The sequence below is a fragment of the Paraburkholderia strydomiana genome, assembly GCF_031456815.1.
Lineage (GTDB): Bacteria > Pseudomonadota > Gammaproteobacteria > Burkholderiales > Burkholderiaceae > Paraburkholderia > Paraburkholderia caledonica.
Genome location: NZ_JAVDVL010000002.1, coordinates 303,191 through 318,059 on the forward strand (window position 1 = coordinate 303,191; position 14,869 = coordinate 318,059).

A 14,869-nucleotide genomic window follows, 5' to 3' on the forward strand; every position below is an offset into this window, starting at 1 on the left:
TTTAAAGGCCCGCATCCGTGCGGGCCTTTTTGTTTTTAGCCTTCCTTCAGTTCGGTCTTCCTTCAGGGCGAGCACCTCATTCGCGGTCAGCGCGTCGCTCCCCTCTCATCAATTCACGGCGGTTTTTCCAAGGCTCGTCTGCCGAGCCGTCGCCGAACGTCTCGCAAATCTTCCCGCGGTATACGATGACAGCTTTGCGGCGCACAACGCGCCTCCAACGCTTCCTGCTCAACCCGGCCATCTCATGAAAATCACCACGTTGCAAATCGCGCTTGCAGTCGCCGCCGCCGCTGTGCCGGTCGCGCACGGCGAAGAAGTCGGCAGCGTCAATACGAACTTTCACATCACCGGTTCCGACCGGGTTGTCGTCGAGGCTTATGACGATCCTCTCGTTCAAGGCGTGACCTGTTACGTGTCGCGTGCGCGCACGGGTGGCGTAAAAGGCACGCTCGGCATCGCGGAAGATCCCACGGAGGCGTCGATCGCCTGCCGTCAGGTCGGAGCAATTCATTTCGCCGGTCCGGTGAAACAGCAAGCCGATGTGTTTTCCGTGAGCATGTCGCTAATCTTCAAGGCGTTGCATGTGGTGCGCGTGGTCGACACAAAGCGCAACGCGCTCGTGTATCTCACCTATAGCGACCGGGTCGTCAGCGGCAGCGCGAAAAACAGTGTGAGCGCCGTGCCGATGCCGGCCGGCACCGCCATCCCTGTGAAGTGACCAACCGCGGGTCAGCGCGGGCGACGTCCTACGAAAAAGCGCACGGCGCGCGCCCCCGAACGAAGCGCGCCGCCATGCCCGCAGCCGTCGCTCCGCGCTAAACTGACTGGCTGTGCGAGAGCCATGCAATGACCGCCGTCCATCGTTTTCAGAATTCAGCCCGTTACTGGCGCACGCCGCTTCTGCCCGGTGCGGACCTGCTCACCGCTGAATATCACGACCACGAGTTCGCACCGCACTGGCACGATGCGTACACGATTCCCGTGATCGTCGCGGGCGCCGAAGGCTATCGGTATCGCGGTTCGGACTATGTCGCCGAAGCCGGAGGCGTGCCGATCATCAATCCCGGCGAACTCCACACGGGTTCGAAGGCAGTCGAAGCAGGCTGGCGCTATCGCGTAACGTACGCGCCGGTGCAGTTCATCCACGAACTCGCCGATCAGATCGCCGGCAAGCCGCAGCCTTTGCCGTGGTTTGCACCCGGCGTGATCCACGATCCCGACCTTGCCGTGCGGCTCGCGAACGCGCACCGTATGCTCGAAGCGGGCAGCGACGCGCTGGCGGCCGAAGCCGCCACACTCGACGCGCTCTCCACGCTGCTCGTGCGTTATTCGCAGACGCTGCCCGAGCCTTCGCGCATAGCCGCCGACGACGCCCGCGTCGCCGTCATGAAAGAACGTCTGGCAGGCGACCTGCTCGAACCGGTCACGCTCGCCGACGTGGCGCAGGCGGCCGGACTCTCGCCATTTCACGCCGCGCGCCTTTTCAACCGCGCGACGGGTCTGCCGCCCCACGCCTGGCGCAATCAGATACGCCTGCAACGCGCGCTTGCGCCGTTGCGGGCAGGTGTCCCGGTAACAGACGTGGCGGCCGCCAGCGGCTTTACCGATCAGAGCCATTTCACGCGGCACTTCCGGCGCATGTTCGGCGTGCCGCCCGGACGCTGGCAGGGACAGTGATCGTCCGCAAGAACGTACAAGCCCGGCTCTGCCTGCCCCGTTATGCTTCCCGACTCAAAGGAGGCAAGTTTTGACCCACTCAGTCCGTTTAAAGGAAGTCACCACGGGCGCGCGCGACATCATCCCGATGATGGTCGGCTCGGCGCCTTTCGGCGTCATTTTCGGCACGCTAGTCGCGTCCGGGCCGCTGCATCTGTGGCACGGCCAGTTGATGTCGCTCATCGTTTTCGCGGGCTCCGCGCAATTTATCGCGCTCGGGCTGATCGCGGGCCACGCGAGCTTCGCGGTGATCTGGGCCACCACGCTCGTGGTCAATCTGCGGCATGTTCTGTATAGCGCGACACTCGCGCCGCACGTCGCGCACCTTCCGGCGCGCTGGCGCTGGGCCCTCGGTGCGCTGCTCACGGACGAAGTATTCGCAGTCGCGTGGGAGCACTATCGGAACCGCGAGCCGGGCACCGTCGGCCCGCACTACTTCTTCGGCGCCGGTCTCGCGATGTATCTGAACTGGCAGCTCTGGACAGTCGCCGGCCTGCTGTTCGGCGCTGCCTTCCCCGGACTTCAATCGCTCGGACTCGACTTCGCGATGGTCGCCACCTTCATCGCGATCGTCGTGCCGCAACTCACCGCGTTGCGCTACATTGCGGCCGCGGTAACCGCGGGCACGCTGGCCTTCTTCTGGCAAGCGTGGCCGTACAAGCTCGGACTGCTCGCCGCCGTTTTCGCGGGCGTCGTGGTCGGCGTACTGCTTTCCACGCCGGGCTTCGGCTTGCGGCGTGCGCGCCGGTCGGCGGAGGGATCGCGATGAACTACGTCGTTTTGATACTCGGCATGGCGCTCATCACGTGGGTGATCCGCGCCGCCGTCTTCGTGCTCGGCGACCGGCTGGTATTTCCGCCTCTGGTACGCACGGCGCTCGGCTTCGTGCCGGTCACCGTGCTGACGGCGATCATCGTGCCGATGGCGGTCTCGCCGCATGGCGCCGACACCGGTGCCGAACTGACGTGGCGCAATCCGCAACTGGTCGGCGCACTGGCCGCTGTAATCGTGAGCGCGCTGACGCGGCGGCCGCTCGTAACCATCGCCGTGGGCCTCACGGTGTTTTTCGTCTGGCAAGGCGTGGTGCTGCGATAACGCACGTGCGCTCCGGCACGTAAGGGCTCACTCACGCGGAAGCCGCCGGTGGCGGGGCTTCCGCCTTCAACGTCGGCTCCGGACGAGCGTCGCATTACCGTCCAGGCAGTGCGGCAAAGCCTGCCTCATATCCGATAAAACCCTTAAGTTTCCCGTTGATCCGCCGATATGCAGTCGAGGTCCGCTCGTCGGGATACATCCCGTCAGACGCGGCAACAGGCAGGAATCAAACGCGCAGCCATTGCACGTCCAGTCTTCCGGGTCCGCTTGCGACCGGACGAACACGACGAGGCCGCGCGGCAGGACCAAACGGGATAGACACATGGGTCAAATTACCCTCACGCTCAAAGACGAGACCATTGCGACGCTGCGCAAGGATTTCGATGCATTTCTGCGCGTATCGCTGAAGCTCGATCCGCAGTTCGCGACGCCTTCGTTCGAGGACTTTTTGCGAGCGAAGCTGCTCGACAACATGGTGCCGCTGACCGAGCACGCCGTTCAGCGGATGTTGCAGGGCGGCCAGTATGCATGGGCGAAACGCACGTTGGACAAGGAGTTTCCTGACGTCGTCGCGATTCTGATGCGGCAGGCCGGGGAATTCGGTTTCGGCTTTGCAGCGCGCTCGGAGTGGACGCCGGAAGAGTTGGCCAAGCAATGCCGCGACTGGGCGGCGGCGATCGTCAAGGAAGCCGAAGGCGACGCGGTGCTGGTCGACCCGCTCTCGGCACAGATCAAGAGCGCAGTGCAGGATATCCAGGCGCTCGAGGAAATCATGCAGACGCCGGCATGGCGGCTCGTGGAATCGCTGCGTCAGCGTGTTTATGAAGCGAAGGTGGCGTGCGAAACGAGCGTGGGCAGCACCGCCCGCGAAAAGCTGGGCGAACTGCGCGGCCTGCTGCGGCTCGGCATTTCGCACGGCTCGTTCCAGAAGCAGGAAGCGCAACAGATCATGGAATATCTCCGCCTGCTGAAGCCGGAAATCTTCGTTGAGGAACCGTACGACGTGTTTTCGCGGATGGCGGCGTGGCTGCGCAACTTCTTCGTGCCGCCGCGCCCCGCCCCGCAACAGCAGCAACGGCAGTCGCGCTAACTCGGCCCAGCGTCTGCCCACCAGCAGCAGCTAGCGCGTAAAGCACGTTGCCTGCTGCCGAAAGCGATCCAGAGAGCCCTCCGGGAAGCTCCCGCACGGCGACAGCCCGTGCGGCATCGAGCCCCGCCTCGCCGCTCACCTGAGCGCCGCTCAGTCCCACATCTTCCTGAGCCTTGCTCCGATTTCGATTTTTGCCTGCGCCGCCGCGGCAAGCCCCGCGGCCGTCGGCGCACTGGGCACCGGCACGCGCGGCCATGCGTACGCGTCGAACAAAGGCATCAGGTGCGCAGGGATAAAGCGCGTGCGCGACGCCCACACGTGACGATCGCCCATATGCGTCTGGTTGTGCACGTAAAAGCGCTGCGGCACGACGATATGCAGGTCTTCCTTTGCGCGCGTCATCGCCACGTAAAGCAGGCGGCGTTCTTCGTCGATTTCCTCTTCGCTGCCGGTGCCCAGATCGGACGGAATGCAGCCGTCGACCCCGTTCAGCACGAACACGTTGCGCCATTCCTGTCCCTTTGCCGAATGGATGGTGGACAGGATCAGATAGTCTTCGTCGATGAGCGGCACGCCCGATTCGTCGCTCGTGGCATCGGGCGGATCGAGCGTCAGTTCCGTCAGAAAGCGCTCACGCGACGCATACGTGCCCGCAATGCTTTCCATCTGCAACACGTCGGCATGACGGATTGCGGCGTCTTCATGATTGCGCTCCAGATGCGGCTCGTACCAGCGCCTCACCATCTCGAACTCCGCAGGCCATGGCGTCTGCCGCCCATACACGCTCGACATCAGCCTGACGAAGGGATGCCAGTCCTCCTGCGCGCGAGGCGGCGGCGCGAACGCGGCGAGCGTGCCGCCCGCGGTGTCGGCGGGATTGCCCACACCGGCACGCGCGACGATTTCGTCGAGCACTCTCGCGGCCGTGGCCGGCCCCACGCCGGGCAATAACTGTACGACGCGAAAACCGGCCACCCGGTCGCGCGGATTCTCGGCCCAACGCAGCACCGCCAGTACGTCTTTGACGTGCACGGAATCGAGGAACTTCAGGCCGCCGAACTTCACGAACGGAATGTTGCGGCGCGTGAGTTCGATCTCGAGCGCCGCGCTGTGATGCGCGGCGCGAAACAGCACCGCCTGAGACTTCAGTGTCATGCCCTGCTCGCGCGCTTCCAGCACCTGCTCGACGATATAGCGCGCCTGGTCGGCCTCATCGGCGACGGTGACGAGCCGGGGCCGTTGCGCCGACGACTTGTCGGTCCACAGGTTCTTCGTATAACGCTCGCTGGCCAGTTCGATCACCGCGTTCGATGCGGCAAGAATCGGCTCGGTCGAGCGGTAATTGCGTTCGAGCGTGACCTGAACCGCAGGCGGATCGAAATGCGCCGGGAAATCGAGAATGTTGCGCACGGTGGCGCCGCGAAACGAATAGATCGACTGCGCGTCGTCGCCGACCACGGTCAGGCCGCGTCCGTCCGGCTTCAGCGCGAGCAGAATCGACGCCTGCAGCCGGTTGGTGTCCTGATATTCGTCGACCAGCACGTGATCGAAGCGCGCCGACAGATCCGCGGCAATTGCCGGCTCCGCGGCCATATGCGACCAGTAGAGCAGCAGGTCGTCGTAATCGAGCACGCTCTGCTTCTGCTTCGCGTCGACATAGGCGGCGAACAGCATGCGCAGATCGGCTTCCCACTCGCGGCACCACGGGAACGCGCTCTCCAGCACCTGCCCGAGCGACGCGCCGGTGTTCACGACGCGGGAGTAAATCGCGAAACAGGTTCCCTTAGCCGGAAAGCGCCTTTCTTTCGCCGACAAACCCAGTTCATGCCGCACCAGATTCATCAGGTCGGCGGAATCCTCACGGTCGTTGATCGTAAAGGCCGGTGCAAGTCCGATCAGTTCTGCATATTCGCGCAAAAGCCGCGCGCCGACGCTATGGAACGTGCCCGCCCATGTCAGCCCTTGCGCGAGCGCGGCGCGCGTGCCGAGCGCCGTCGTGGCAATACGTGTGACGCGGCGTGTCATTTCTAGCGCCGCGCGACGCGAAAATGTCAGAAGCAGAATTCTGCGCGGATCGGCGCCCTTCACCATCAGATTGGCCACACGGTGCGCAAGCGTGCTGGTCTTGCCGGAGCCCGCGCCCGCAATGACCAGCAAGGCGCCCGGCGGTGAATGAGGCGTATCGGTGCCGAATTCGACGGCCTCGCGCTGCGCGTCGTTCAGCTTCGCAAGCCAGGCGGCGGTATCGGACGGCGACGGCGTTTCTGCGACGGAAAGCACGGTGTTTTAAGGGCGTTGGATGGATCGGGAACGGCGACGCATACTGTATATCCGTACAACCCGCGCGCACAAGCGCCCTTTTTTAGCGTGGCTGCTGCGCAGTCACGCGCGCGCCGCCCCGCACGCCTACGAGCCGAACAAAAGCAACGGCCCGTGTGCTTTACGCAGACGGGCCGTTTCGTTGAGCAAGTCGCACCTGCTCATCAGGAAGCAGGAACCTACTGCTTCTTCGCGTCCTTCAGAGTGGCCTCGGCGTGCGCCTTGTCGGCGTCGGCTTGGGCTTCGGTCTTTTCCTTGTCGGCCTTGGCTTGCGCGACAGCCGCCTTCTTGTCTGCCTTGGCTTGCTGCTTCGCCGCCTTGTGATCGGCGTGCGTGACCGGCGCCGCGGCCGGATCGCTTGCCTGCGCGAATGCGGCCGACGACAGGCAGCCCGCGATCAACAGTGCGCAAAGCCGCGCGGTCGGGGATTTTGCGGAATTAGTAAATCGAGTGTTGCTCATGCGGTTCCTCCTTAACAGTCTCATCAGGTCGAGTCGGGTTCGACGCCGCGGGCTAACCTGAGCCCGCGGCTCCGCCTGCCATTAGTGCTTAACTTCGCCGCCGTCGGTCTGGGCGCCCGCCTGACTTTGCAGGTTCATCTTCATTTCGTTGTCAGCGGCCTGCTTGTCCGCCTTCTTGTTGATCTTTGCGTCGCGCACCTGCTCCTTGTATTCGGACTTGGCAGCCTTCTGCTGTTCCTTCAGCTCGGCCTTCGACGCCTTCTTCGACGCGCGGTACTCCGCGTTAGCCTTCGCGTTGGCTTCGCGCTTTTGTACCAGCGGATCGGGCGAGCCCGAGGCCGTCAGGCGAGTCGGTGCCGGCGTTACCGGCTGCACGCCTTGGGCGGCAGGAGCGGCCGGCGCGACGTCGGCGCCGGGCGTCTGAACCTGTACTTGGGTATTCATGCCCGCAGCCGGTTGAACGGGCTGCGTGGTCTGCGCGACTGCTGCCGTAGCGGCGAATGCGGTCATGGCGGTACCGATCAGGAGCGTACGAATCTGGGTCATGGCAAATTCCTCTCTAGAGTTGTTGTGGCCGGGTCGAAACGCCCTGCATCGCACTGCGGCGCGCTGGACGACCTCCCGGTCTGCTCATAGCCGAACTAGATCCGGCAAGCTTTCCTGCTGAGATGCACTTTACGAGTGAGGTCGTGTTGTGACGACCGGTGTTACGCAACGTTTCACTTTCCGACAAACGGATAACATCTGCTTGCATTTGCTTGCGATGCGTTCACGAAACACTGCGCGAGACAACGCGACTTCTTAGGGGCAAGCTTGTGCTTTATGATGCGAACCCCTTGCCTGAAGGTGCAATGCCCATGCCCAACCTCGATTTCACGCTCACCGGCGACTACGTCGAACTTCACAATCTGCTGAAGATCACGGGGCTCGCGGACAGTGGCGGCTCGGCGAAGATGATGGTGGCGGACGGAGCCGTCACTGTGGACGGCCGCGTCGAAACGCGTAAAACGTGCAAGATCCGCGCAGGACAGGTGGTACTGCTCGGCGACACGCGAATCGCGGTCCACGAAGCCTGACGTCCTGCCGCGCTGGTCCCACGAGATTCCGCAGGAAACTCGCGCACCAAAAATGTGCTTGATCCATCGACTTTGCAGCGGTCACGCAATAAGCTGTTGGTTTCGCTAGACGAACGGCCCCGCTGACATCGCCGACCGTGGGCTCGCCGGGAAACCGTGGCGAGCCGCCTTGATCGGCGTCATTACGAGGCTCGTGAACCGCCATGCGACCGCGAGCCCACGCGTCTCTCGTAGAGCGCGCTTCCGTTGCCTTCGCTGCTTCCAGTGCCGCGGCGGTCGCCAGCGGTCACGGCGTCGTCATTCCGTCAACTTTCACACGCTCCATGACTCAATCCGGCTTCACCCGGGTGGCCACCCGTCCGCCGACCTTGTCCCGCCACGCCGCCGACACCGCGCGGCTCGCCGCGCCGCTCGCCATTGCGCAACTGTCGCAAATGGCCATGGGCGTCACCGACACGATCCTGCTCGGCTCTCTCGGACCGGACGCGCTCGCGGCCGGCGGTCTGGGCGCCAATCTGTTCTTCGTGGTCGTGACGCTACTGCAGGGCGTGCTGACGTCGGTCAGCGTGAGCGTTTCGCATGCGCGCGGCGCGCAGGACGAAAGCCGCGTGCCGCACATCTACTGGACCGGTTTTGTGTTGTCGGTGTTGCTGTCGGTGCCGGCGTTCGCCTTGCTGTCGTTCGCGACGCCCATCCTGCGTGCGTTCGGGGAACCGGCGCTGCTCGCGCATAACGTCGGCGAGTATGCGGCGGTGCTGCGCTGGGGCGCGCTGGGCAGTCTGATCGGCGTCGGTCTGATGCGCTCTTTCCTGCCGGCGATCGGCGCGGCGCGGCGGCTCCTGTGGGTGTCGCTGGTCAGCGTCGGCGTGAACGGCTTTCTCAACTACGGGCTGATTCACGGGGCCTACGGGCTGCCGCGGCTCGGCTTCCTCGGCTCGGCGGCTGCGACGTCCATCACCGTCTGGCTGACCGCGCTCGTGCTGATGGCGCTGTTGCATCTGCGGCCGCGCTATCGCCATTTCGTGGTCGCCACGCGTCCCAACGTCCCGCTGATGGGCGAGCTGTTCGGTATCGGCTGGCCGGTGGCGATCACCTACGGCGTCGAATCGACGCTCTTCCTCGCGACCGGCCTGATGGTCGGGCTGCTCGGCGAGTCGCAACTGGCCGCACATCAGATCGCGCTGAACGTCGCGTCAGTGGCATTCATGGTGCCGCTCGCGATCGGCCAGGCGGCCAATGTGAGAGTGGGCTTCTGGTCCGGCGCCGGGCAGCCGCTCGCCGCGCGTCATGCGGGCTTCGTCGCGCTGGCGCTTGGCGTCGGCTTCATGACGTTGTCGGGAATCGTGCTGATCGCCGCGCCGCATTGGATCGTCGGCCTCTATCTGCACCTGGACGATCCGGCCAATGCGGCGACGGTTACGCTCGCGAGTTCGCTCCTCGGCGTGGCAGCGATTTTTCAGATCGTCGACGGCATGCAAACGGTTGGATCTGGCTGTCTGCGTGGTCTGAAAGACACGCGCATACCAATGATCGCCGCCGCATTCGGTTACTGGGTGATTGGTTTTCCGACCGGCTATACGCTCGCCTTTCATGCCGGGCTGGGTGCTCGCGGTTTGTGGTGGGGCCTCGCGGCCGGACTCGCGAGCGTCGCGCTGCTCATGACGCTGCGCTTTCACAAGCTAAGCCTGCGGCGCGTGCCGGTCGCGGCGGACGCGCCGCCTGCCGCATCGGTCTGAACGCGGGTAACGGACTCGCGGTTTCAGGCACGCCCGCGCTGCGTGACAGGTCCGCTTTAAGGCCCGGCGGCCGGTCTCGCCGCAAAAGGGACAATGGCACAGCGAGCCAACGTCGCGGCAAACCCGTTGCACGCGCAACCATAGAGCCAGCAAGCTGCCGCCCACAACGTTAAAATGCGTGACTTCTTCGGTGCGTGTCGCGAATCCGCGTCCATCCACCGAAGCTCCGCTTGCGCGCCTCACAAAGGACCGCGCTGCCGGCAGGTCCACCATCCGCTGACAACCTGCCGTTCGCTTGCGACTCAACTGCAGCAACCGCGACATAGGGCGCGGCCCGCTCAAAGGCACTCGCTGCAGTCCGTGAGGCGCCGCACCCGGCAGAGCGTCGCCGCCTTCAGCACTGCGCCCGCTTGCGAACGACCAACCTCCGCTTCTCGCCATAAAACATAACCAAGGACCTCGCCCCATGCTTGCCCGCATCACCCGTCTTTTTCCCGTTTGGGCCGTGCTCATTTCGGTTGCAGCCTATTTCTCGCCGGCTTCGTTCACCGGCATCGCCCCGCACGTCACCACGCTTCTGACCATCATCATGCTGGCGATGGGCGTCACGCTGTCCGTCGCCGACTTTCAGCGCGTCTTCACACGGCCCGCGCCGGTGATCGCAGGCATCGTGCTGCATTACCTCGTGATGCCGCTCGCCGCCTGGGTCATCGCCAAAGCCTTGCGCATGCCGCCCGACCTGACCGCCGGCATGGTGCTCGTGGGCAGCGTGGCGAGCGGCACGGCATCGAACGTGATGATCTATCTGGCGCGCGGCGACGTCGCGCTGTCGGTGACGATCAGTGCGTTGTCCACGCTCGTCGGAGTCTTTGCGACGCCGCTTCTCACGCGCCTTTACGTGGATGCGTCGATCGCCGTCGACGTCCACGGCATGTTGATGAGCATCCTGCAAATCGTCGCGCTGCCGATCGTGGTCGGCCTCGTGGTGAATCACCTGTTCGGCAAGACGGTTCGCAAGATCGAGCCGGTGCTGCCGCTGGTTTCGATGGTCGCGATCCTGCTGATCATCGGCGCGGTGGTGGGCGGCACGCAAAAAAGCATTGCGTCCGTCGGCCTCGTGGTGATGCTCGGGGTGGTGCTGCATAACGGCATCGGCCTGCTCGGCGGCTATTGGGGCGGCCGCCTGCTAGGTTTCGACGAAGCCGTTTGCCGCACGCTTGCGATTGAAGTCGGCATGCAGAACTCGGGCCTCGCCGCGACGCTCGGCAAGCTCTACTTCACGCCAATTGCCGCGTTGCCCGGCGCGCTGTTCTCCGTCTGGCACAACCTGTCGGGGTCGCTGCTCGCGGGTTATTGGGCAGGGCGCCCGGCGAAGGGCTCGACGTATGCCGAAGGCGAACGCGGGCTGAACACCGAACGCGTCTGACGGTTTCGAGCCACCGCTCATCGCGGTCCCAGACGCCGCCGGCGTGCCGCGGTGCACAGTCCGGCGGCGCGATTCCCCTTAGAATGGATTTCTCGGCAGCGCGGCTGAAGCATCTGCGCTGCCGTTACGAAAAGCCTGAACAACAAGGGGAAAAGCGTGCAGTGGCATACAGAACAAAAGCAGACCGCGACGCAACTTAAGCGCGCAATCCGCTCCGCCAGACATTTTTTCTTGCTGTGCTGCACGTCGGCATTTCTGACTGCGTGCGCAACCAAACCTCCCGCCACCGCGTTCGACCGCCCGGTCACTCACGCGTTATCACCGACCGAAAACACGCCGCTTCGCGCGGCGCTTGAACCGCTCGAAGCCGCTCATTCGGGGGAATCGGGTTTTCGTGTGCTCTCGAGCGGCACGGACGCACTGCAGATGCGCATCGCGCTCGCCCGCGCGGCGACGAAAACGCTCGACATGCAGTACTACATCGCGAACGAGGACACCACCGGCAAGCTGCTGCTCGGCGCCGCGCTGTACGCGGCGGATCACGGCGTGCGCGTGCGCATGCTGGTCGACGACCTGAACTTCAAGGACATCGACCGCATCATGGCGGGGCTCAACTCGCACAGCAACATCGAGATTCGCGTCTTCAATCCGTTCGGTAGCGCGCGTGAGGGTGTGTTCGAGCGCACTACGAATGTCTTCACGCAGATCGGCCACTTCACGCGCCGCATGCACAACAAGGCGATGATCGCAGACAACCAGTTGGCGATTGTCGGCGGCCGCAATCTCGGCGACGAATACTTTAACGCGAGCGAAGTCCTGCAGTTCCGCGACATCGACGTGCTCGCCGCCGGCCCGATCACCGCCGATGTCTCGGCGAGTTTCGACGACTACTGGAACAGCAGTGTCGCGTATCCGCTCGGCGTGCTGAACAAGCAGAAATTCGATCGCGAAGAACTTGATCAGACACGCGACGACCTGCGCAAGCACTGGCGCACCTACGCAGATCCATACAACGCGAAACCCTTAAACGCGACGCCGCTCGCCACGCAGATTGCGGGCAAGCAACTCGGCCTGACCTGGGCGCAAGCGGAGTTCGAGGCGGATCAGCCGGAGAAAATCGAGAGCCCGTCGCCGGACTACGTCAGTCCACCGATGAAGCGGCTCGGCGAGCTCATGAAGGACGCGCACAAGGATTTCCTCGTCGTGTCGCCCTACTTCGTTCCGCACGACGCAGGCGTGACGGCGCTCGGCGCACTCACGCACCGGGGCGTGCGCGTAGCGATCCTGACGAATTCGCTCGCCGCCACCGACGCGGTTGCGGTGCAAGCGGGCTACAGTCCGTTTCGCGTGCCGCTGCTGCAACAGGGCGTCGAGTTATACGAATTCAAGCCGCGCCAGGATACGCCCACGGCGGGAATCGCCGGGTCGCGTTCGCGCGCGAGTCTGCATGCGAAGACTTACGTGATCGACCGCCGGATTCTGGTGATCGGCTCGATGAACCTCGATCCGCGCTCGGCGCATCTGAATACCGAACTCGCACTCGTGATCCACAGCCCGGAACTGGCTGCGCAGGTCGCCGACATTTTCGCCACCGCCACGGCGCCGGAGCGAAGCTACCGCGTGACGCTCGCTGACGGCGCTCAGCTCGCCTATCTTCGTTCGATCGGCGCGCCGCTGTCCCCGCTCGTGTGGACCGATGTCGAAGACGGCACGCGCCGCACCTACATTTTCGACCCGCAGGCAGGGTTATACCGGAACGCGCTAACGGGGCTATTCTCCCTATTGCCGGTCAACGCAGAACTTTAAAAGCGGAGCTCAACCATGACTGAAGACGTACGAATGGAGCGCGATACGTTCGGTGAAATCGCTGTGCCGAACGCTCATTTGTGGGGCGCGCAGACGCAGCGCTCGTTGCAGAATTTCCGCATTTCCACCGAGAAGCAATCGCCCGAACTGATCACCGCGCTCGCCGTGATCAAGCGCGCCGCCGCCGAGGTCAACCTGGGCCTCGGCGTGCTGGACGAGACAAAGGCGCACGCGATCATGCAGGCGGCCGACGAGATCATCGCAGGCAAGCATCCGGACGAGTTTCCGCTCGCGGTCTGGCAAACCGGCTCCGGCACGCAGACCAACATGAATCTGAACGAAGTGATCGCGAATCGCGCGAGCGAGCTGCTCGGCGGCGAGCGCGGTGAAGCGCGCAAAGTGCATCCGAACGACGACGTGAATCGCGGCCAGTCGTCGAACGACGTCTTCCCGACGGCCATGCACGTGGCCGCCGCGCACGGCATCGTCAAGCATCTGCTGCCTGCGCTCAAGACGTTGCGCGACACGCTCGACGGGAAGGCGAAGGCGTTTGCCGGCATCGTCAAGATCGGTCGCACGCACTTGCAGGACGCAACGCCGCTCACGCTCGGTCAGGAGTTCTCCGGCTATGTCGCGCAGCTCGACCACGGCATCCGCCATGTTGAATCGACGTTGCCGCACCTATATGAACTCGCGCAGGGCGGCACGGCTGTCGGCACCGGTTTGAATGCGCATCCGCAGTTCGCCGGCAAGGTCGCGGCTGCCATCGCGAAGCTCACCGGCGTGCCGTTCGTGTCCGCGCCCAACAAATTCGAGGTAATGGCCGCAGCCGATGCGCTCGTCTTCGCGCACGGCGCGCTAAAGACGGTGGCCGCGAGTCTGAACAAGATCGCCAACGACATCCGCTGGCTCGCGAGCGGTCCGCGCTGCGGCTTGGGCGAACTGTCGATTCCGGAGAACGAACCGGGCAGCTCGATCATGCCGGGCAAGGTCAATCCCACGCAGTCCGAAGCCTTGACGATGCTGTGCGCGCAAGTGTTCGGCAATGACGTCGCGGTGAACATCGGCGGGGCGAGCGGCAACTTCGAGCTGAATGTGTTCCGGCCCATGATCGCGCACAACGTGCTGCAATCCATCCGCCTGCTCAGCGACGGCGCTTTGAGTTTCAACGACAACTGTGCAGTCGGCATCGAGCCGAATCGCGAGCGGATCGACGCGCTGCTCAACGAATCGCTGATGCTCGTGACGGCGCTCAATCCGCACATCGGCTACGACAAGGCCGCGCAGATCGCGAAGAAGGCGCACAAGGAGGGCACCACGCTGAAGGCCGCGGCGCTCGCGCTCGGCTATGTCACTGAGCAGCAGTTCGACGAATGGGTGCGGCCGGGCGATATGGTGGGCCATTCGGTGCCTTGATTGGCACCTGCCCGCTCCCACGCCTGACGCGCTGGGCGACTCGCGGTGAGTCGCCCAGTTTGATTCGATGCGGGTTTGATTCAGATTAGCCCGGACGGGAAAATCGGGAGTTCAAGCGGCAAAGGATCGCCGCCTGCAGTTTTGGCAGTGCACAGGCCAACTTCGGCAAGCGTCGTTCAAATCTTGCCCTGCGCCACTTCTTCCGGCTTCAGCTCGACGATCGCGTCGAGCGCTTCCTTCACGTCCATCGCGTACTTTGCGAGGCGCTTCTGTTCGTCGGTTTCCGGCACGAACGACGGCACCTGCACCGGGTGTCCGTTTTCATTGACCGCGACCATCACGACGAGACAATCGGTGGTTTGCAGCAACTCCCCGCCCTTCGGGTCGCCAGCCTGCACCGACACATGGATGTGCATGCTGGTGCGCCCTGTCGCCACCACGCGCGCGCGCAATTCGACGAGGTTGCCCACCAGAATCGGTCGACGGAAACGGATATTGCCGACGCTGACCGTCACGCAATAACGCCCCGACCACACCGCCGCGCACGCATATGCGGTTTCGTCGATCCACTTCATCAGCGCGCCGCCGTGCACCTTGCCGCCGAAGTTGACCGAGCTGGGTTCGGCAAGAAAGCGGAACGTGGTTTCGGAACGTTCCAGCGGCGCTGAGAGATGGCTACTCATCTTGACTCCGGTCAATCGGATGCATTGAAAGGAGGCGATTATACG

The 14,869-nt window shown here is 64.0% G+C and carries 14 protein-coding genes; 10 read left to right on the forward strand and 4 right to left on the reverse strand.

The window, feature by feature from the left end; translation table 11 throughout:
- Positions 1–244: 244 nt before the first annotated feature.
- From J2W46_RS06950 to J2W46_RS06970, 5 genes are all read left to right on the forward strand, one after another.
- Positions 245–718, forward strand: coding sequence for a CreA family protein (locus J2W46_RS06950; RefSeq protein WP_310352415.1), 474 nt, complete (start codon positions 245–247; stop codon positions 716–718).
- A 128-nt stretch (positions 719–846) separates the two neighbouring features.
- On the forward strand, positions 847–1,677 hold the full coding sequence (locus tag J2W46_RS06955; RefSeq protein ID WP_310352417.1) for a helix-turn-helix transcriptional regulator: 831 nt from the start codon (positions 847–849) through the stop codon (positions 1,675–1,677).
- Positions 1,678–1,804: 127 nt separating this feature from the next.
- Positions 1,805–2,485, forward strand: coding sequence for an AzlC family ABC transporter permease (locus J2W46_RS06960; RefSeq protein ID WP_020069363.1), 681 nt, complete (start codon positions 1,805–1,807; stop codon positions 2,483–2,485).
- A complete protein-coding gene (locus tag J2W46_RS06965; protein WP_087752826.1) occupies positions 2,482–2,811 on the forward strand; it encodes an AzlD domain-containing protein in 330 nt (109 codons plus the stop codon). Before J2W46_RS06960 ends, J2W46_RS06965 begins: the two co-directional genes overlap by 4 nt.
- A gap of 322 nt (positions 2,812–3,133) precedes the next feature.
- Positions 3,134–3,901: a DUF4088 family protein gene (locus J2W46_RS06970; RefSeq protein ID WP_020069361.1), complete on the forward strand. Its 768-nt coding sequence runs from the start codon at positions 3,134–3,136 to the stop codon at positions 3,899–3,901.
- A gap of 150 nt (positions 3,902–4,051) precedes the next feature.
- Here the strand turns inward: J2W46_RS06970 and J2W46_RS06975 are convergent, their stop codons facing one another.
- The 3 genes from J2W46_RS06975 to J2W46_RS06985 all read right to left on the reverse strand — a co-directional run bounded on the left by J2W46_RS06975 (position 4,052) and on the right by J2W46_RS06985 (position 7,227).
- The gene (locus tag J2W46_RS06975) at positions 4,052–6,181 is read right to left on the reverse strand and encodes an ATP-dependent helicase (protein WP_310352420.1); all 2,130 of its coding nucleotides are present in this window, start codon (positions 6,179–6,181) and stop codon (positions 4,052–4,054) included.
- Between the two features lie 218 nt (positions 6,182–6,399).
- On the reverse strand, positions 6,400–6,681 hold the full coding sequence (locus tag J2W46_RS06980) for a hypothetical protein (RefSeq protein WP_310352422.1): 282 nt from the start codon (positions 6,679–6,681) through the stop codon (positions 6,400–6,402).
- An 81-nt stretch (positions 6,682–6,762) separates the two neighbouring features.
- A complete protein-coding gene (locus J2W46_RS06985) occupies positions 6,763–7,227 on the reverse strand; it encodes a hypothetical protein (RefSeq protein WP_087752828.1) in 465 nt (154 codons plus the stop codon).
- A 311-nt stretch (positions 7,228–7,538) separates the two neighbouring features.
- Here J2W46_RS06985 and J2W46_RS06990 point away from each other — a divergent pair, with 311 nt between their 5' ends.
- The 5 genes from J2W46_RS06990 to fumC all read left to right on the forward strand — a co-directional run bounded on the left by J2W46_RS06990 (position 7,539) and on the right by fumC (position 14,141).
- Positions 7,539–7,757 (forward strand): RNA-binding S4 domain-containing protein, encoded by a 219-nt coding sequence (locus tag J2W46_RS06990; protein WP_011489423.1) that lies wholly within the window; start codon positions 7,539–7,541, stop codon positions 7,755–7,757.
- Between the two features lie 323 nt (positions 7,758–8,080).
- Positions 8,081–9,493, forward strand: a complete 1,413-nt coding sequence (locus J2W46_RS06995) for an MATE family efflux transporter (protein ID WP_310352428.1) — start codon at positions 8,081–8,083, stop codon at positions 9,491–9,493.
- 466 nt (positions 9,494–9,959) lie between these two features.
- On the forward strand, positions 9,960–10,919 hold the full coding sequence (gene panS, locus J2W46_RS07000) for a ketopantoate/pantoate/pantothenate transporter PanS (protein ID WP_020069356.1): 960 nt from the start codon (positions 9,960–9,962) through the stop codon (positions 10,917–10,919).
- Positions 10,920–11,075: 156 nt separating this feature from the next.
- The gene (locus J2W46_RS07005) at positions 11,076–12,725 is read left to right on the forward strand and encodes a phospholipase D family protein (protein WP_310352431.1); all 1,650 of its coding nucleotides are present in this window, start codon (positions 11,076–11,078) and stop codon (positions 12,723–12,725) included.
- Positions 12,726–12,740: 15 nt separating this feature from the next.
- Complete coding sequence (gene fumC / locus J2W46_RS07010) at positions 12,741–14,141, forward strand: class II fumarate hydratase (RefSeq protein ID WP_027804847.1); 1,401 nt, start codon at positions 12,741–12,743, stop codon at positions 14,139–14,141.
- Positions 14,142–14,317: 176 nt separating this feature from the next.
- On the opposite strand, the gene J2W46_RS07015 is transcribed toward fumC, so the two are convergent.
- The gene (locus J2W46_RS07015) at positions 14,318–14,824 is read right to left on the reverse strand and encodes an acyl-CoA thioesterase (RefSeq protein WP_310352436.1); all 507 of its coding nucleotides are present in this window, start codon (positions 14,822–14,824) and stop codon (positions 14,318–14,320) included.
- Between the last annotated feature and the right edge of the window lie 45 nt (positions 14,825–14,869).